The sequence below is a fragment of the Chryseobacterium endophyticum genome, assembly GCF_056333165.1.
Window position 1 is genome coordinate 112,906 of the sequence record NZ_JBWGXE010000006.1, and the last position, 19,571, is coordinate 132,476.

The following is a 19,571-nucleotide window of genomic DNA, read 5'->3' on the forward strand; positions in this document are numbered from 1 at the left end:
ACCGATATAATAGATGACCTAAATTTTTCCTTATCAAATAATTTTAAGTCTGAAAAATAAAGATTTAGTGAAATTTTGAAAATGGAAAGGAAACAATATAAGATAAACGAATGAACCAAAATATTATTACTAAACAAGAAACAGGTTGGAAGAAGCGATACTGGTTTATTTTCTCCGGACAGGCCTTTTCAATCATTGGTTCAGCCCTCACTCAGTTTGTCCTGATGTGGTGGATTGCAGATACAACCGGGAGTGTGAGCAAACTAGCTTTGGCAGGTACGGTAGCACTTCTTCCGCAGGCATTACTCAGTCCTTTCGGAGGAGTATTTGCAGATCGTTATAGCAGAAGAATGATTATGATTCGCGCAGATGTGATAAGTGCTTTTTGTGTTGGTATTTTGATAATCCTCTTTATTACAAACAATATCGAACTCTGGCATATCTATCTTATGATGGCTGTAAGAGGTGCTATGCAAGCTTTTCATTCTCCGGCAGTTGAAGCCAGTACGGCTATGCTTGTTCCTAAAGCTTTTCTCCCGCGTGCTGCAGGCCTAAACCAGATCATGATGGGCGCTACTTTGGTTGCCAGTGCTCCGCTTGGTGTTTTGGCGATAAGCAGGATGGGCGTTGAGTATCGATGTTTTTACTGCCCTTCTTGGTATTGCACCGCTGTTCTTTTTCGTCATTCCGCAATTTAAAAAAGAAGAAAATGACAGTCATTTTGTCAAGGAAATTGTTTTCGAGCTTCGTGAGGGAATATCCTTAGTTTGGAAAAATCAGGGACTGAAAAGACTTTTTCTCCTTTTGGGCGGCATTGTTCTCATCATAATGCCTACGTTTACCTTTATACCGCTTTTAGTAAAAGGCCATTTTAATGGCGGCGTCCATGAAGTAGGTATGATGGAAGCACTTGCCGGCGTAGGAATGGTAGTGGGTGGTTTTTTAATTACCGTTTTTGCTCCCAAAAGAAAAATGATCTGGATTCTTACCGGATTAGGACTATCCTGCTTTTCAATCAGCCTTACGGCGATGATGCCAGCAAATCTGTTCTGGGTAGCAGCCTTTTGGTGGATGATTAGTTCTCTAACATTTATTTTTGCCAATGCACCTTTAACAGCATTGTTGCAAACGATTATTCCTAATCAAATTCAAGGAAGAGTACTTTCTCTTTTAAATATGATTATGGGACTTGCGGCACCGGCCGGTCTTATGATTGCCAATCCTTTGGGAGAATGGCTTGGATTACGATGGTTGTTTATTATTATTGGATTTCTGGGTGGTTTAGGCACTTTCTCGGGATTTACATCGCATCAACTCAGAGACATTGAAAAGGGTGAAGTTCTGAAAGAAAAGAAATAATAGTATAATGAGATTATGTTTATCTAAAATATGAATCACTGTCTCGTAATTCTATTTTTGTTTTTTTGATCCCGCTCAACGAAAAGTACTCCGGAAATGTAGATTATCAAAATGCTGGAGCATTTTATATTACAATTGAGAAAAAGGTTTTTTATTTGTGGATTGTCAATAGAGACTTACTTTCGATGTCGATATGTTTTTTTTTGGAGTTTATAATCCAAAAGAAAATTATAATAAGTAAATAAAAATGGCGCCAACCTTCTTCAGGTGGCGCCGTTTGGCTTTTTGTGACCTCGACAGGATTCAAACCTGTAACCTTCTGAGCCGTAATCAGATGCGCTATTCAGTTGCGCCACGAGGCCGTTGTTAAATGGTTTGCAAATATAGCACTTTTTTACTTTCTTTGAAAGATGAAATCAAGAATTTTAGTATTAATCGCATTTTTTACGCTAACGGCTTGTAAAAGAGAACCAAAAAATTCACCTTCAGCATCGGTGTTGATCTCAAATCTGGTACAGTACAAAGAAGATAACAGGAATATCCACATCCGGTCGGGAAATTTTGCGTATGATTTTAAACAAAATCAACTTCCCTTTAAGAAAATAATGTTGCTGAATGCCAGTATGGCGGGCTATATATCGGAACTTGAAGCAGAAAATCTTGTGGTCGGGGTTACAAGTCCGGAATATATTTATTCGGATAAAATTCAGAATTTACTAAAAGAAGGAAAAATCCAGAATGTGGGAAATGAGCAGAAGTATGATGTCGAAAAAATTCTTTCCTTGCACCCTGATGCGATTTTTACCAATCATATCTCAAGCTTTGATAACACCTACAAGTTATTAAAGGACAATGGGATAAAAGTAATTTTTCTGGATGAATACCTGGAGCAGGAACCTTTGCAGAAGACCGCTTACATCAAACTTTTCGGCAGACTTTTGGGCAAAGAGAAACAGGCTGAAGCCAAATATGCACAGGTCCGGAAGAATTATAATGATTTGAAGCAGCTGGCTGCAAAGGCGAAGGATAAACCAACGGTTTTAGCCAATGAAATGTACGGGGATGTCTGGTATCTTCCGGGTGGAAAAACATCAGTGGCCCGCTTTATCGCTGATGCCAACGCCCACTATATTTTACAAAACAATACCGAGAAAAAAGCGGTTACCATGAGCTTCGAAGAGGTTTTTGCCAAATCAGGGGATATGCAGTACTGGATCAATGCAGGAAATCATACCTCAAAAAAAGAAATGTTGGGAATGAATCCCGGTTACAGCAAATTAAATGTTTTTAACAAAGGAAAGATTTACGTCATTACCGGCAAGGAAAAAGCAAAAGCCAATGACTTCTTTGAAAGCGGTGTTGTACGGTCGGATCTTGTTCTGAAGGATTATATCAAAATTTTCCATCCTGAACTTTTAACGGATTATCAGCTTACGTATATGAAACAGTTGCAATAACTCAGAGGATTTGCTTATTTTTGGCTTTTCTTTTTATTAATTATGTGGAAGACTATTAAACGCATCATATTTATTGTTCTCATTCTGAACGTATTGTTTATCGTTTGGGGCAGATTCTTCAATCCGCCCATTACCATTACGCAGATAGGGGGCTTTTTTGAGTACGGGAAGCTGCACAGGGATTACATCTCCTATGATGAAATGGGCAGCAATGTAAAAAAAGCCGTAATTGCCTCTGAAGACCAGAAATTCTTTATGCACGACGGTTTTGATTACAAGGCCATAGAAAAAGCCATGAAGAACAACGAAAAAGGTAAAAAGCTGAGAGGCGGAAGCACCATTTCCCAGCAGACCGCAAAAAATATTTTCCTGTGGCAGGGGAGAAGCTGGATCAGAAAAGGTCTTGAGGCAGTATATACTTTTATCATTGAAAAAGTGTGGAGTAAAGACATTATCCTGGAAAGATACCTTAATTCTATTGAAATGGGACAAGGGGTATTCGGAATTGAAGCTGCCGCCCAATATTATTTTGGAAAGCCCTCAAAAGACCTTACGGTGTCAGAAGCTGCCTGGATAGCCGCGGTTTTACCCAATCCTAAAAAATATGATCCTAAAAATCCTTCTGCTTATTTAAGAAAGAAACACAATTGGATCATGAGACAAATGAGGAATGTGAGTTTGAAATAGTATCTTTGTACGAATGAAACTCTTTACTTCCAGCACAAGTTTTGAATCTGTTCTTAAAAAATATTTCTCTTTTAAGAACCAGACGCATTCTCTGGAGCCCTTCTCGGAATTTCTGGAGAGTGTTAAAAGTGCGGATTTTACGGATGTCCTCAATTTTTTCAGGAATAATCCTCAGGTTGCAGACAACTTCAGAAAATATATTCATCATATTTTTAAAGATAAAACGTTTAATCTGTCCCTGACAGAGGCAAATATCCTCTCGGAAAATGCTTTTATCCCTGAACTTAAAAAAAGAATCCTGAACAAGATCCTGCCCCCGGTAGTCAACGAACAGACGATCTGGTACATGATCGACAATGTGAGTTTTACACCAAAGAAAGACCTTAAATTCCTGCAGAATCTTCCTGAGAACGAAATTGATGAGCTGTTCACCATTTTAGGGATTTCCGATTTTATTGTGAGACCCGAAGTGAAAAAAGAACTCCTGTTCTCCATGAATATCCTCTCGTGGCGTGTTACAGGTTCTGCGATGGAAGTTGAGGTCGTAAGGATGGCTCCACAGTATCGTAATTTCGACAATCCTTTTTTGGCATTACAGAATGAGCTTGAAGAACTTGCTGCCGAATTTGAAGAAAACCCTGAACTGCAGCTTCACTCCAAAGACGGCCGGTATAAACAGATAAAAATTTATGTCGAGCAATGTCTCGAATTTGTTAATATTTCATTTAAAAACTCCTCGAAATACGGAATTTCAGGAAAAATCAATCAGTCCCTGCTGAAGATCCGTCAGCAGGTGCAGCGAATTTATGAGACGGTTCAGCTGTTAGTGATCGATGAAGAAAAAGATGTTCTGATCAATTCCAAACAATTGGTATTTAATATTTTAAGCTATAAATCCCACAGGAATAATATATCAGAGCTGATGAATGACAGCACGAGACTGATTTCACACCTGATTACCAATCATACGGCAGAGACCGGCGCACATTATATCACCTCGACCCGGAAGGAGTACATGACCATGTTCTACAAAGCCAGTGGCGGCGGTATTATCGTCGGGGCCTTATGTGTCTTGAAAATGCTGTACGGATATGTACCGGGAAGTGATTTTTCACATGCTTTTTTATATTCGATGAATTATGCGATGGGGTTTGTCATGATCTATCTCATGGGCTTTACGCTCGCCACAAAACAGCCGGCCATGACCGCTGCTACGATGACAAAAGTGTTATCCGAAGAAGGAAGTATAAAAAGCGACAGCAAGGAGTTTGCGCATCTTGTATCAAAACTTTTCAGAAGCCAGTTTATTGCCTTTGTGGGAAATGTTCTGCTGTCTTTTCCCATAGCATTGCTCATCATTTACGGACTCGATGTTTTTTTCTCTCAAAATTTGGCTGTTGAAAGGTCGGACAAGCTATTGAAAGATCTTGATCCGTTTAAGTCTAAAGCGATTCTTCACGCTTGCATAGCCGGTTTTTACCTTTTTATCTCCGGCATTATTTCAGGAAATATCGGGAACAATTCCGTTTTTTATCAGATTCCGGAAAGAATATCGAAGAATCTTTCTATCAGAAGGCTTTTCGGGAAAAATTTTGCCAAGGCATTGTCTAAATACTACGCGAAAAACTGGCCGGGCATCGTATCCAATTTCTGGTTTGGGGTTTTTCTTGGCGCGACGGCTCCTGTCGGCTTATTTTTAGGACTTGATCTTGATATCAGGCATATCACTTTTGCCGCCGGAAACTTTGCTTTAGGATTGTATGGAAAGGATTTTTCAATCGATACTTACACGTTCTGCATTTCCCTGGTTACGGTCTTTCTGATCGGCTTTTTCAACTTTGCCGTGAGTTTCAGTCTTTCGATGTTTCTGGCATTCAGATCCAGGAAACTGAATTTTGGGCAGGTTAGTGAAATTTACAGAGGAATTTTCAAATATTTCTTAAAAAATCCTTTACGGTTTTTCATCCCATTAAGATCCGGGCTTGATAAGAAAACGGATGAATTGATGAACAGCACGATCCCTACGAAATCTGAAGATCATTAAATTTATCAGCACCGAATTTATCTTTAAATTTTTTCAGGTAAAAGCTTTTTCGCATCTGAAAATCATGTTTCAGAACAGGAGAATTGATTTTTATGATAATGGTCTGATCTTCAATGTTTACACTCCTAATCTCCCGGAACAGGCTTTCGTCAAGATATTCTTCAAGAAAATCCTTGATCTCAAAAGCGATAAGTTTATCTTCAAAACCATAAATTCTCGCAAAGGATTTTACAAGCTCTGACGACTGATATTCGCGCTTTTTATTTTTCTTCATGATGAATACAGCTTAAAGGATAATTTTTAGGTTAAATAATTCAGCACCGCTTACAGTTCAAAAATAATACTTTCTTCATTGATTTTTTTGACCACACTTTCCGTACGTTCCCTGTGCGTATCTGTAATGAAAATCTGGCCGAAGTTCTCCTGATTAACCAGCTCGATCAGCTGGGAAACCCGGTTGTCATCAAGCTTGTCAAATATATCGTCCAGGAGGAGGATCGGTGTTTTCTTTGTCAGTTCCTTTACCAGACTCATTTGAGCAAGTTTTAAAGAAATCAGGAAAGATTTTTGCTGTCCCTGTGATCCTGTTTTTTTGATCAGAACAGAATCCATTTCGAACAAAAGATCATCCTTATGGACACCTTTTGAGGTATACGTAAGCATTCTGTCCCGTTCAATGCTTTCTTTCAGCAGATGATCGAATGAATTTTCCAGAAGGTGCGACTCATAAATGACAGACACATTTTCCATGCCTCCGGAAATGATCCTGTAAAAACTCTGAACGATGGGATTCAGCTTTTCTACGAAATCTCTTCTTTTAATAAATATTTTCGTTCCCAGTTTTGTGATGGGATCGTCGTAAATTTCCAGCGAATCTTTTTCCCAGACCCTGTTTTTGGAAAAATATTTTAAAAGGGCATTTCTCTGCTGAATGGCTTTCTGATACTGGATCAGGTCAAAAAGATATTCAGAATCGGTTTGTGAGATCATGGCATCCAGGAATTTCCTGCGGCTTTCCCCGGAGTCTGAGATCAGGTTGGAGTCGTATGGCGAAATCATGACACTTGGCAGGTAGCCGATGTGATCGGCAAGTCTGTCATAGCTTTTATCGTTCTTTTTAATGAGCTTTTTTGATTCCTTCGGCTGTGAAATTTTAATGATATCATCACTTTCTTCGTTCATAATTTCAGCATCGATGGTGAAAAAGTCTTCATCATACCGGATATTATTAACATCTGTATTGCCCAAAAAACTTTTCCCTACCGAAAGATAGTGCAGGGCGTCAAGAATATTGGTTTTGCCCACACCGTTGTTGCCCACAAAACAATTGATCTGTGGCGAAAACTCGAATTTTTTTTCAGAATGGTTCTTGAAATTATACAGCGAAAGTTTCTTGATAATCATTCGTCAAAAATACTTCATTATTACTGAAAATAAAAAAGGAAGTGCAGAACACGACTCCACACCGAAAGAAAAATAGGCGTCATTTCTTTCATTTTCAGAAAAATAAATTAAAATATAACTTACCATTGCCGACAAAAAGAAAGATAAGGCATCATTGAATGTGAGGTATTGTGCTGCAAGGACCGTACTGATGAAAATCAGGGTGTAAGCGATATATTTTGTATTCTGCACCCCGATAATGGTCGGGAATGTTTTCACGGTGTCGACTTTCATGTCACGAATATCAAAAGGTAAAACCAGTGCAGTGATAAAAAAGAAACTGATCAGAAATATGGGTACGCTAAATTCGGGCAGGGTAAGCCAGCAGTTCATCAGGGCCCAGACAAGACCGACGTAGAAAACCTTTAGCAAAGGGATTTTCCGGATGTACGTGTCGAGAAAAAAGCTGTTGTAAAGAAGTCCCAGAATCACAATGACAAACCATTTTATCAACCGTATTTCATTATGGTTATAAATAATTAATAATGCGGAAATCAACCCGGCAATGACATTAACGATCAGGATTTTAAAGAAATGTTTTGTCTTCTGATACTTGGTGTAAAGATAGCCGCTGAAATAAGTAATGAAAATGAGGAAAAATGTGGGATAACGGAATGTATTTTGCTCCTCCATGAAGAATACTGCGAAAAGGGTTCCCATCAAAGAGACATACAATTGACTATCGATAATGGTTCTTTTCAGTATTTTTAATAAATTCATCAGATCAAAAATAACATTTATGAAAAGATTATCCAAGGTTTTTATGTTTTTCCTTCTGTTGCTGTATTCTGCAGAGGTATATGCTCAGAAATATTACGATGAGCAATGGAAAAAAATCGAAGAAAACACTAAAAAAGGAACCTTAAAATCCGATCTTCCTACCATTCTGGATATCCAAAATCAAGCCATGAAAGAGAATAATACCCTTCAGCTGATCCGTTCTTTAAAAGCAGAGTTTACGATCATCAACCAGACCAGGGATGATGACCAGAATAATGCTGCCTCAAAATTTTTCAGTAAACTGCAGGATATAGAAAAACAACTGAAAGGTCAAGGGAAACTTACTTATAAAGTCCTGATGAACGGTTTTGTGATGGATTATTATACCAATAACACCTGGAAGATCAATGGTAGGACCAATATGAATTCTCAGGATATTTCACAGATCGAGACCTGGAGTAAGCTGGATTTTAAGAACTATATGACCAAAAGCTTTAATGAGCTCGATCAGCAGAAAGCCGAAATGAAAAAAAATGCGCTGGCCCCTTATCAATCGATTTTCACAAATACGAAATCGATTTCCTTTTTTTCTACGCTGGCCGATTGGTATACGCTTAAAAAAATAGATTTCCTGTCCGACAACGGACTTTTTACCAAAAATGAATTATCAGACAACCGCAGGAAAATTGATGGTTTATTTGATGAATTAATTGCGCAGAACAGCGGTAATGCCAAGTTATATTTCATGCATCAGAAATTGCAGGAGAACTGTAATTTCAACTTTTGTAAAGATAAACTGCAACAGCTCAGAAATCTTTTAAATTCTGATGCGGAAGGAGATTACAAAGTGCTTATCATGGATGATATCATGGATGAGCTGCTGGCCAAGAGACAGGAAAAAGAGGCTCTAGCAGTAGCTGCGCAAGCCAAATCTCAATATCCGAAATCCCCTTTTATCGAGAATATCAAAAACAAGGAAGAACACATTAAACTGACCACTTTAAACATAAAATACGAGCAGCAGACCCAAAGCAATCTGCCGATTCATTTTGTGGCGGAATACAAAAACCTCAGCAGTTTTGTGTTTAATATTTATAAGTCGAATGATCTCCAGACGTTCTTGCAATACTCAAGAAATCCTTCTCCTGAGACTTTTGAAAAGGTAAAAAAAGTTCTTGTAAAAAAAGAGACGTATCCGCTCTCCGGTCCGAAGGATTATCAGCTTCACAAAACATCCCTTGAAATAAAGCCGCTTCCGCCGGGAATTTATGTGGCAGAATATATGGTAAACGATGGAACCAATGATAAAAACCAGAATTTTTATTTCTTTGTTTCCGACCGTAAGATTATTTACAAAAATAAAGTTGACGGAAATTTTTCTGAAAATGAATTGAAATTGGTCAACAGTGAAAACGGTGAGTCTGTTTCTAATGAAAATCTTGTATTTTATGAGTATGCAGGAAATTCATCTTTAAAAACTACCACGGGAAAAACCGATAACAAAGGTATTTTCAGATTTCCACCGGCTACAGACAAAGAATATTACAGGCTCCTTCTGGTTCAGCAGCCGAAAACCAACGATTTCCAGATGATGCGGGTGTATGGAAATAATTATAATGTCGAAATTAATGCGGATGGTGAAAACCTCACTAAAACTCAGATTTTTACGGACAGGGCCATCTACAGGCCGGGACAGACGGTTTATTTTAAAGTCATCAATACGAAAATCAACAAAGATGTAGAATCTATTGATGCCGGGCTACAGCAAAAAATAACATTAGGTGACGCCAACGGTCAGGAAGTATCCTCAGAGAATTTCACCACCAATGAATTCGGTTCTTATCACGGTAGTTTCATCCTTCCGAAGGGAAAGCTGAACGGTGAGTTTTACCTCAGTACAAACGGTAAAACCCCTGTTTTCAAAAGCTTCAGTGTGGAAGAGTATAAAAGGCCGAAGTTCGAGGTGAATTTTGAACCCGTAAAAGATGAATATAAATACGGCCAGACCATAGAACTTAAAGGAAAAGCGACTACTTTTTCAGGGATTGCCTTAAACGATACCAAAGTGAATTATGAAATTAAAAAACACAACATTCGCTGGAGATATTTTTGGTGGTATCCTCAGGGAAATGATAACGAAAATTCCATTCTTGGAGAAACCCGGACCAATGAAAAAGGGGAATTTGTAATCCGTCTTGAGCTTAAAAAAAATGAACAGCTGGAAGGAATCCAGATCGATAATTATGAAATCAATGCTTCTGTTACCGATATCAACGGTGAAACACAGTCTGCTCAAACCGACCTGAAAGTGGCTTCTGTGTCTCATTACATCAAAGCTGATGAGATTAAAGATGTCTTTTCTGATGAAAATGTAAAATTAAAGGTTGAAACCAAAAACTATAATGAGCAGAGCTTAAAAAAATCTTACCAGGTAAAACTCTCTAAATTACAGGCTCCGGACAGAATTTTCAGAAGCAATTTCCAGGATGCGGTTCAGGATCTCCCGGCATTTTCAAAAGAAGAATTTATCAGGAAGTTTCCTCACGATCTTTACGATAAAAATGATGAGCATAAGAATTGGAAATCGACTTTGGTTTTTGAAAAAACACAACCCGCGTCAACGGGTAACCAAACTCCTGCAACCGATCTTGATTTAGGTAGATTGAATGCCGGTGATTATCAGCTTGAGCTCTATAATACCGAAGGGAAAGACACCATTAAAACTTTTCAATATTTCAGTGTCTGGGACAAAAATGGACTGAAATCTGATCAAAAGACTTTTCTTACTGCCCTGCAGCCTAAAAATGAATTTTCAAGAGGAGAAAAAGCAAAGGTTTATGTGTATTCCGCAATTCCGAATGCTCCTGTCAATATTTTTGTACAGGATGGATCCGGGAAAACAGTGTACGATGTTCAGAAAACCAAAAACGGAAAACTGGAATATGTTGTGGATATCCCTAAAGATAAAGCAGTAGCGGCATTGAATATTCAGTTTCAGGTAGTGGCTTACAATGATGTTCAGACTGCAACGGTGAATTTAAAAATTAAAGATTCGGAACAGCCTTTAAAAATTGAAACCACCACGTTCCGGGATAAGATTGAGCCGAATGTAAAGGAAAAATGGTCGGTGAAAGTTTCCGGAAGCGATAAGGAAAAGATCAATGCTGAAGTTTTGGCCAATATGTATGATATGTCGCTGGATCAGTTTACGGTCAATACCTATACTTGGGAAAAACTTTACAGGCCTTATTCTCTGGTGACGATGTATGACGTGAGAGATAATCTTTTGACGAAATATTATCAGAAGAGAGTACCGTTTTTCAATGGAAATTATGTAGAGGTGCCTCAGTTTAACTGGTTCGACAGGAATGGTTTGATGATCCTTCAGGGAAGAGCATCAGGAGTTGTCATTCGCGGAGTTGCAAGTCCTGCGCCGCCAGCTTCAGAGCAAAATAGGATGAAATTGTCAAGTATGAGAGTTGATGATGAGGCTATTAATATACTCAATTCTGGCAGACAATTGACAGAAGAAGAAAAAAAGGAATATACTGATGGAGACGGCATCATTGATAAAGAAGATAAAGCTTTAGAAAAAGTTTCCGTTCGTCAAAACCTTAACGAAACAGCATTCTTCTATCCGGATCTCAAAACCGATGCTCAAGGCAATGTTAGTTTTGAATTTACCTCTCCTGAAGCCTTAACCAAGTGGAAACTGATGTTCCTCGCTCATACCAAAGATGCGAGAGCGGCAACATTGGAAAAAGAAGTGGTTACCCAGAAAGAATTTTCCGTAACACCGAATTATCCAAGATTTTTAAGAGAGGGTGATGAACTGAACCTGCAGTCAAAACTTTCGAATTTAACGGATAAGAAACTGAACGGATATGCCGGATTGCAGATCCTGGATGCCTTCACCAATGAAGATATTTCAGATAAATTCGGATTGAGTGCACTTACCGCGGTGTCAGGAAACAATAAAGAACAGGCCTTCTCCCTGGATGCGAATGGAAATGCGGCCGTTACCTGGAAGATTAAAGTACCTGAAAATGTGTCTTCCATCATCTTGAAAGTAGTCGCTAAAGCAGGTTCCTTTTCTGATGGTGAGCAACAGGCCATTGCTGTTTTACCGAACAGAATGCTTGTAACCGATGCAGTTCCGGTTTTTGTAAAAGAAGGCGAAACCAAAACATTTGAACTTGAAAATCTGAAAAATACAGACTCCAAAACGATCTCGAATGTCTCCAATACGTTGGAGCTGACGACGAATCCGATCTGGGAAATTATGTTTGCCCTTCCAAGCCTTAAAAATGACCCTAATAATTCTGCCGATGTAGTCTTCAATAAATGGTTTGCCGATATTTTGGCATCAGAAATTTTTAAAGCTAATCCAAAGATGAAAACGGTCTTCGAAGAATATCAGAGTAAAGGTTTACTGAACTCAAACCTCGAAAAGAACCACGAACTGAAACAATTATTACTTGACGAAACGCCATGGGTTCTGGAAAGTAATAATGAACAGGAACAAATGCAGAAACTGGCACTGCTGTTTGATGCCAATACCATGAAAAACTCCATCAGCCAGGATTGGGATGAGCTCAAAAAACTTCAGAATCCCGATGGTGGCTTCTCCTGGTACCAGGGATATCCAAGTTCTTACCAGACGTCCCTGTACATCCTCAAAAATTTAGGGAAAATCAATGTATGGCTAAAAGATCAGGCTAAAGATGATCAGAATGCAGAACAAAAAGAATTGGTGAAAAACCTTATTGCTTATGTCGATAATGAAATCAATACCTACTATGATGTTAAAAAACAGGAGGTTTGGACCAATGCGTCACTCGATTATCTGGATGCCAGAAATTATTGGGAAAAAGAATATCCTTTAAAAGGAAACGGCGCCACGCTGAAATCGCTGGTAAAAGAAAAAGCAAAAACGGCAAAACTTACCGACTTTACCTTCTTCGGGCTGCATCGTGCGGCATTGCTGATGAACGATTATGGACTGAAAGCTGTATCCGATAAGCTGATGAATTATTTAAAAGAAACTTCCGTTGAAACCAAAAATCAGGGCATTTACTGGAAACAGAATCTCGACGGCTGGGGCTGGTTCAGTTCCAAGGTGGTAAATCAGGCGGGTGCTCTGGAAGCATTCAACAGATTGCAGCCTGATGACCAGAAATTTATTGAGGAAATGAAAATCTGGCTGATTACCCAGAAAGAAGTCAATTCCTGGGGCAGTTCACGCGGAACGGCAGAAGTTATTTTTACCATCTTAAATTCCGGAAAATCCTGGACCTCTGCAGAAAGTGATAAAGCAAGAATTGTTTGGGGCGGGAAAGAATTACAACCCGAAACCCAAGCAACAGGATACGTGAAATCTGCCGTAAAATCTGACAATATCAATAAAAGTCTTGCAGAAGTTACCGTGACAAAACCAGGTCCTGGAATTGTACAGGGCGGGTTATTCTGGCAGTATTATGAAGATTTAGATAAAATAAAATCTTCCGAAAACTATATTTCTGTAACCAAAGAACTTTACAGGAAAGTGAAAACGGTGAACGGAGAAGAGCTGCAAAAAATCTCTCCCGAAACGCCGCTGAAAATCGGAGACAAAGTTACCGTGAGAATGATCTTGAATACAGACCGTCCGATGGAGTTTATACACATCAAAGACATGAGGGCGGCGGGCTTTGAACCGGTAGACGTATTATCCGGTTATCAGTGGAAAAACAATCTGGGATATTACCAGTCGACCAAATATGCCTCTACGAATTTTTATATTCAGTATATTCCGAAAGGAAAATATGTATTTGAATATGATTACCTGGCCAACGCATCCGGGAAATTTTCAAACGGAATAACGACCATCCAGAATTATTATGCGCCACAGATGAATGCGCATACGAAAGGAGGAAACGTTAATATCTGCGAATAAAATTTAAATTTTAGTAAAAAACTCCGCAAATCCATCGATATGCGGAGTTTTTAATTTTACTTACTGTATAGGCTGGACTCTAACGTACAGCTTAACTTTGCCATCCGGAAACAATTTTAACAAGCCATCCTTCAGGAATTCTTTTAATAAGGTAGGTATGCCCCATCCAAATATTGTCCATAACAAATATATATGAACCTTCAGTATCGTCACACGGAAAGAGTTTGCTGTAATGGGATGTGTACAAATTCATAAAAGTATTCTTTTTATACTTTGCAAATTCTTGAGAACTTAGGAAAATTATTTTTTCACCGATGGGAACAATTGTTTTAAGACTTTGATTATCTGTTACAATGACAGAAAAATCAAATGGATCAATTGATTGTGTTTCTTTTTCATGAAAAAAAATGTCTGGATTTTTAAAATCTTTTTCAAATGTTTTTAAATTCACAAAGAATTCACTTTGTCTTAAGTCCGAATTTTCAACGACAGGATAATTTCCATATAAAATTGCCAGCAACAATTTTGTGAAGTCATTATCTGCATTTTTATATCTTGGATTGGGATCTTCATAATCGGGAATCCCATCATCATCTGTATCGGAGCTTAATGGATTTGTAAACAGATCCAGTTTTTCATCAAGGTCATTGAATCCATCATTATCAGAATCCTTTAAGATTTCTTTTAAATTCAGAGTAAGTAAGGCATTGTTTTTTACAGTTTCAAACTGTTCCATTGGCCCTGGAAAACTTAAAGGTTGAGTCATCCTCACAATATCAGCTTCGATCTGAATATGCTCATTATCTTTCCATAAAGGAAATTTCGAATTACTTTTCAATACATAATTAAATTTCCTGACTAATCCTGTATAATATTTTTTCCAAGTCTTTCCATCGTCTTTTGATATTGCTAGATAATATTTGCTTTTATAATAATCATCAGTAAAATAAAGTACAGCGATATAATGGTTGATTTTTCCGGATTTTACTATAAATGGCATGGGAATATTTCCTATTGTTTTTGCAAATTCAGCTTTTTTAATATAATCAGTAATTTTATAGTTCAATTCATTATCATGAGCAATATTTCTAAGCTTTAAATAATTTCTAATTTTCAAATCTACCGAGTCGACAATGTCTTTCGAATTCGCATAGCTTTTTAAATATTTTACAGAAATAAAAGGGAAAGGTGGTTTTAAAGCATACTTTTTAGAGATAGCAGCCACATTATAATTCGTGAATTTTTTTATACTGTCCTCGCTCTTGGTGAATAGGCTGCATTTACAGATTTTGCTCTCCTGTGCAAATGAAATTTTAAAGAAAAATAAAAGAATAATAATAAGAAAATTTTTCAAAGTTTCAGCTTTGGATGATAAACGTAAATGCATTGTATTTATTTTATTGTAAATCAATGTGGATATCCATTTAGAGTATGCAACTTAATTAATTCATAGATTTAGATTTTAAAATTTAATAAAAACGATCAAAAAAACCAATATCTTTGTTTTTTAACATTTCGATAAACTATGGAAAACGTTTTTGATGTAAAAGTAGCTCAAAATTACATTGACAGGATCAACAGACTTACTCCCGAGACACAGCCGTTATGGGGAAAAATGGCGGTTGACCAGATGCTGGCACACTGCTGTGTTTCGTACGAAATGGTCTATGAACCCGAAAAGCATAAAAAGCCGGGAAGCATTGCCAAATTTATCCTGAAAACATTTTTAAAGCCTAAAGTTACAGGAGAGAAATCTTATCCGAAAAACAGTCCTACCGCCCCGCAGTTCATTATTGCAGAAAGAAAGAATTTTGAGGAAGAAAAGAAAAGACTGATCGGTTTTATCCAGAAAACACAGCAGCTCGGAGCGTCGGCTTTTGATGGTAAAGAATCTTTTTCTTTCGGTAAGCTGAAATCACAGGAATGGAATAATATGTTTGCCAAACACCTGAATCATCATTTGGCACAATTTGGTGTTTAAAATAAAAGCCATGAAAAGACTCCTATTATTTCTGATACCTGTCCTTACATTTTCTCTTTCTTTTGGTCAGATCAGTTCAGTCATTAAAGATGCTGATTTCAGCGCTTTTCTGATGAATTATGAAACGCCTTTCCATGGAACGATCTCAGATTCGGAGACCGTTATTAAACTAAGAGTGGAAAAAGCAACGAAAAATCCTCAAAAACCAGAACAGTATTTTGTTTCAGGCTATTCTGAAGTGGAAGAAGGAAATAAAACAGATTTTTCCGGTGAAATTACATTGACGCAGAAATATAATGTGAAAGATCTTCCGGATGAGATGCTTGTTTTTGGAGATTTTATACTCAAAGAGCAGAAATCAGGTGAGCATTCTGGAGTGTTTACGGGGAAAGTAAGAATTCAGGCACCTAAAGTCATTACAAAGGAAAGCAGAGCAGGAATTACCTGCAGGGGGCGATGGAAAAGTTATTCCGGGAATCTCGATTATGAGGTATGGTGGGCCAACTTTGTGCCTAAAGATATTTCGAAAGTTATTTTTAAATAAGACTAAAAAATAAAAGCGGATGAAACTAGGAGCGTTCTCAATCAGTTTAAGCGTAAAGGATCTTCAGAAATCCAAGGCGTTCTATGAAAAACTAGGATTTAGCCAGATGGCCGGAAACACAGATCATAATTATCTCATTATGAAAAACGGGGATCATATTATCGGTCTTTTTCAGGCGATGTTTGAGGGAAATATGCTTACTTTTAATCCCGGCTGGGACCAGGATGCCCGGGAGCTGGACCGCTTTGATGATGTACGGGAAATCCAGAAGCATCTGAAAGAGCAGGGGATCGAGCTCCAGAAGGAAGCCGATGAAAATACATCCGGCCCGGAACATATCTATTTGAAAGATCCCGACGGAAATATGATCCTGATCGACCAGCACAGATAATTAAAACCTACAATAAAAAACTATGGCAACAGTAAACATTTATTTAACGTTCAACGGAAACTGCAGGCAGGCTTTCGAATTCTACGGATCGGTGTTCGGGGTGGAAATTCCTTATATGGGAACTTTTGGAGAGATGCCTCCAATGGAGGGTAAAGAAACTCCCGAAGAAGACAAAAATAAGATTATGCATGTCACACTTCCGATCTCTGACGAAACCGTACTCATGGGCAGTGATACAGCTGGTGAATGGGCTTCGCATTTCAAAGAAGGGAATAATTTCTCTGTTTCGATCAACGCAGAATCAAGAGACGAGGCCGACCGTTTGTTTAATGGTGTTTCTGAAGGAGGAAACATTACAATGCCCATGGCTGATACATTCTGGGGAGCCTATTTCGGAATGTTCACCGATAAATTCGGAATCAACTGGATGGTAAATTATGATGATCCTGCAAAAGTACAGCAACATCCTTAATTTAGTTTCAGATAAAAATACAGCCGGCCGTAAAAGCCGGTTTTTTTATGGGATAAAATCAGGTTTGGTATTAAAAATATTTTTCCTATTATTGATAATTAATATTGAATTTAATTATTTAATAGATTTTAATAATAAATATAAACGGAATGAAAGTTATAAAAGCATGGGCGGTAAGCGTTTTTATTTTAGGGACCTCAGTTTTAAAGGCGCAGAAAAGTGATCTGGGAGCATGGTATATGTATTTCGGAAACAATAAGATCAGTAAAAAACTAAACTTGCACAACGAAATTCAATACAGGAATTTTGATGCGGCCGGCGATCTGGAGCAACTGCTTATCCGTACGGGAATCGGGTATGATCTTACGGAAAACAACAATAATATTTTATTAGGGTACGGGTTTATTTTAAGTCAGCCTTACATCAACGGTGAAAAAACCGAAAATATCGAACATCGGATATTTCAACAGTTTATTACAAAACAAAAATTCGGACGTTTCAATCTCCAGCATCGTTATCGCTTGGAAGAAAGGTTTTTGGAAAATGATTTCAGGATGAGGTTCAGGTATTTTTTAGGATTCAATATTCCGATCAATAATAAAGAGATGTTGCCGAAGACTTTTTATGCCTCTGCGTATAACGAGATTTTCCTGCATTTTGACCGTCCGGTCTTCGACAGAAACAGGGTTTACGGGGCTTTGGGATATGTAATCAATAAAAATATGAGAATTGAAGCAGGATATATGAATCAGCTGCAGGAAAATAAAAACCGCGGCCAGATCCAGATCGGGTTTTACAACAATATTCCTTTTACGAAAAATTAAAAAAGCTTTTGATAAGTTGTCTGACTGTGGCTAAATATTATGGATGATTTGTTATTCAGTAATTTATCATTTCGGATATGAAAAAAGATTAATTTCTTTCTTTAAAAAACGTTATATTTAATATGAGATAAGACAAGATCTGCAATACATCAATTTAAAACAAAATATATGAGCCATCCGATCATTATAGAACAGAAGGTAAATGCTCCGACAGAAAAGGTTTGGAAAGCATTAACTGATAAAAACGAAATGAAAATATGGTATTTCGATATTCCTGATTTTATTTTGGAAACCGGAAAAGTTTTTAATTTTTACGAACCCGGCGATGAACACAAATATCACCATCAGGCAGAGATCCTGGAAGTCGTTCCCGGCCAGAAACTGAAGCACACCTGGTTTTATCCCGATTTCTCAGACAGGAAAACGTCCGTTCAGTGGGAGCTTCAGGCTGGAGGTGAACAGACGCTTGTGAGATTAACCCACAAAGGCATTGAGAATTTTAATGATCTTGGCGAAAATTTTTCAGAAAAAGCCTTTACGGAAGGATGGATGGGCATTGTCAGCCAAAGCCTGAAGCCCTACCTTGAATCTTAAAATTTCCTTTGATATATTACAATTGGGTCAACATACTTCCGAAATTAGCAGGGAGCGATAAATTTTGCTAATTTTGGAGAAATTTATTTAGAAATCAATGAAAAAAAATATAATAGCCGGTTTTGCGGCGATCATGTTGCTGGCATCTTGTAAGAACGATAAGAAAATCCTCGATTCGCTTGCGGATTATAACAACTCAATGGAGCAGAAAGGATATCACTTCGGAGATAAGCTCGCATTGCCCAGCGAAGTGACTGACGATGCGGAAAGTATCTCTATCAGCTTCGGGGACAAAGAAACATCTGATTTAACAATAGATCCGAAATTCTTTACTTTAGGAGACAATCCGGTTACCTTCAATATCAAGACTAAAGGCGGCGAAACCCTTACCCAGGATGCTACCATTAATGTTTTTGCCAAAAATCCTGAACAGAAGATCAATTACGAAATTATCGCAGAATACCCTCACGACCCTAAAAATTTTGTACAGGGGTTTCAGATCGAAGGCAATACGATTTATGAGAGTGACGGACAGAACGGCTCTTCGCAGATCTTAAAATATACATTGGGAACGACAACGCCACTGGCTTCAACCAAGCAGCCGCAGGAAGATTTTTCGGAAGGGAGCACCATTGTCGGAGATAAAGTGTACCAGCTTACATGGCAGAGTAAAAAGGGATATATTTATGATAAAACTTCCTTGAAATTATTATCTGAATTTGCCTATCCTAACGTTTTGGGAGAAGGCTGGGGACTTACGTATGACGGTAAAAACCTGATCGCCTCAGACGGGAGCAAACTTTTATACTTCCTGGATCCTGCCAATCCTTCAAAACTGGTAAAATATATTGCTGTAGCGGGAAGTTCCCAGGCGTACGATCAGCTGAATGAGCTTGAATACCATAACGGATTTATATACGCCAATGTGTGGCAGAAACCGATCGTTTTAAAGATAAATCCTCAGAACGGAGAGGTTGTGGGAACATTCGATTTTACGGATATCGCTAAGCAGAATACCAAAGGCAGCGACGATGTGCTGAACGGAATCGCTTTTAAAGGTGAAAACATGTTGGTAACAGGTAAAAACTGGCCGAAAATCTATGAAGTTGCCGTTAAATAA

At 38.1% G+C, this 19,571-nt stretch carries 17 protein-coding genes and 1 tRNA gene; 13 read left to right on the plus strand and 5 right to left on the minus strand.

What is annotated here, in order from left to right; all coding sequences use genetic code 11:
* The first annotated feature begins 110 nt into the window (after positions 1–110).
* Positions 111–698 (plus strand): MFS transporter, encoded by a 588-nt coding sequence (locus AC0N32_RS14470; protein WP_476394567.1) that lies wholly within the window; start codon positions 111–113, stop codon positions 696–698.
* Positions 628–1,359: an MFS transporter gene (locus tag AC0N32_RS14475; protein ID WP_476394568.1), complete on the plus strand. Its 732-nt coding sequence runs from the start codon at positions 628–630 to the stop codon at positions 1,357–1,359. Before AC0N32_RS14470 ends, AC0N32_RS14475 begins: the two co-directional genes overlap by 71 nt.
* A gap of 288 nt (positions 1,360–1,647) precedes the next feature.
* On the opposite strand, the gene AC0N32_RS14480 is transcribed toward AC0N32_RS14475, so the two are convergent.
* A tRNA-Arg gene (locus tag AC0N32_RS14480) sits at positions 1,648–1,721 on the minus strand.
* Positions 1,722–1,769: 48 nt separating this feature from the next.
* Here AC0N32_RS14480 and AC0N32_RS14485 point away from each other — a divergent pair.
* The 3 genes from AC0N32_RS14485 to AC0N32_RS14495 are packed head-to-tail and all read left to right on the plus strand — an operon-like array spanning position 1,770 to position 5,547.
* The gene (locus tag AC0N32_RS14485; RefSeq protein ID WP_476394569.1) at positions 1,770–2,816 is read left to right on the plus strand and encodes an ABC transporter substrate-binding protein; all 1,047 of its coding nucleotides are present in this window, start codon (positions 1,770–1,772) and stop codon (positions 2,814–2,816) included.
* Positions 2,817–2,858: 42 nt separating this feature from the next.
* Positions 2,859–3,503, plus strand: a complete 645-nt coding sequence (gene mtgA, locus AC0N32_RS14490) for a monofunctional biosynthetic peptidoglycan transglycosylase (protein ID WP_476394570.1) — start codon at positions 2,859–2,861, stop codon at positions 3,501–3,503.
* 13 nt (positions 3,504–3,516) lie between these two features.
* Positions 3,517–5,547, plus strand: coding sequence for a recombinase (locus AC0N32_RS14495; RefSeq protein ID WP_476394571.1), 2,031 nt, complete (start codon positions 3,517–3,519; stop codon positions 5,545–5,547).
* On the opposite strand, the gene AC0N32_RS14500 is transcribed toward AC0N32_RS14495, so the two are convergent.
* Genes AC0N32_RS14500 through AC0N32_RS14510 form a run of 3 tightly spaced genes read right to left on the minus strand, consistent with a single transcriptional unit; the run spans position 5,525 to position 7,710 of the window.
* Positions 5,525–5,821, minus strand: a complete 297-nt coding sequence (locus AC0N32_RS14500) for a hypothetical protein (RefSeq protein ID WP_476394572.1) — start codon at positions 5,819–5,821, stop codon at positions 5,525–5,527. The genes AC0N32_RS14495 and AC0N32_RS14500 overlap by 23 nt on opposite strands.
* A 50-nt stretch (positions 5,822–5,871) precedes the next feature.
* Positions 5,872–6,951: a DNA replication/repair protein RecF gene (gene recF, locus AC0N32_RS14505; RefSeq protein ID WP_476394573.1), complete on the minus strand. Its 1,080-nt coding sequence runs from the start codon at positions 6,949–6,951 to the stop codon at positions 5,872–5,874.
* Positions 6,952–6,954: 3 nt separating this feature from the next.
* Positions 6,955–7,710: a UbiA prenyltransferase family protein gene (locus AC0N32_RS14510; RefSeq protein WP_476394574.1), complete on the minus strand. Its 756-nt coding sequence runs from the start codon at positions 7,708–7,710 to the stop codon at positions 6,955–6,957.
* A 19-nt stretch (positions 7,711–7,729) separates the two neighbouring features.
* Here AC0N32_RS14510 and AC0N32_RS14515 point away from each other — a divergent pair, with 19 nt between their 5' ends.
* Positions 7,730–13,645 (plus strand): alpha-2-macroglobulin family protein, encoded by a 5,916-nt coding sequence (locus AC0N32_RS14515; RefSeq protein WP_476394575.1) that lies wholly within the window; start codon positions 7,730–7,732, stop codon positions 13,643–13,645.
* A gap of 91 nt (positions 13,646–13,736) precedes the next feature.
* Here the strand turns inward: AC0N32_RS14515 and AC0N32_RS14520 are convergent, their stop codons facing one another.
* Positions 13,737–15,032, minus strand: a complete 1,296-nt coding sequence (locus AC0N32_RS14520) for a hypothetical protein (protein ID WP_476394576.1) — start codon at positions 15,030–15,032, stop codon at positions 13,737–13,739.
* Positions 15,033–15,170: 138 nt separating this feature from the next.
* Here AC0N32_RS14520 and AC0N32_RS14525 point away from each other — a divergent pair, with 138 nt between their 5' ends.
* From AC0N32_RS14525 to AC0N32_RS14555, 7 genes are all read left to right on the plus strand, one after another.
* Positions 15,171–15,626, plus strand: coding sequence for a DUF1569 domain-containing protein (locus AC0N32_RS14525; RefSeq protein ID WP_476394577.1), 456 nt, complete (start codon positions 15,171–15,173; stop codon positions 15,624–15,626).
* 10 nt (positions 15,627–15,636) lie between these two features.
* Complete coding sequence (locus AC0N32_RS14530) at positions 15,637–16,170, plus strand: hypothetical protein (protein WP_476394578.1); 534 nt, start codon at positions 15,637–15,639, stop codon at positions 16,168–16,170.
* Between the two features lie 19 nt (positions 16,171–16,189).
* Complete coding sequence (locus tag AC0N32_RS14535) at positions 16,190–16,561, plus strand: VOC family protein (RefSeq protein WP_476394579.1); 372 nt, start codon at positions 16,190–16,192, stop codon at positions 16,559–16,561.
* Positions 16,562–16,583: 22 nt separating this feature from the next.
* Positions 16,584–17,033 carry a VOC family protein gene (locus tag AC0N32_RS14540; RefSeq protein WP_476394580.1) on the plus strand — a complete coding sequence of 150 codons (450 nt, stop codon included), beginning with the start codon at positions 16,584–16,586 and terminating at the stop codon, positions 17,031–17,033.
* Between the two features lie 149 nt (positions 17,034–17,182).
* Positions 17,183–17,857, plus strand: coding sequence for a DUF2490 domain-containing protein (locus AC0N32_RS14545; protein ID WP_476394581.1), 675 nt, complete (start codon positions 17,183–17,185; stop codon positions 17,855–17,857).
* Positions 17,858–18,025: 168 nt separating this feature from the next.
* Positions 18,026–18,451, plus strand: a complete 426-nt coding sequence (locus AC0N32_RS14550; RefSeq protein WP_476394582.1) for an SRPBCC family protein — start codon at positions 18,026–18,028, stop codon at positions 18,449–18,451.
* A gap of 97 nt (positions 18,452–18,548) precedes the next feature.
* Complete coding sequence (locus AC0N32_RS14555; RefSeq protein WP_476394583.1) at positions 18,549–19,571, plus strand: glutaminyl-peptide cyclotransferase; 1,023 nt, start codon at positions 18,549–18,551, stop codon at positions 19,569–19,571.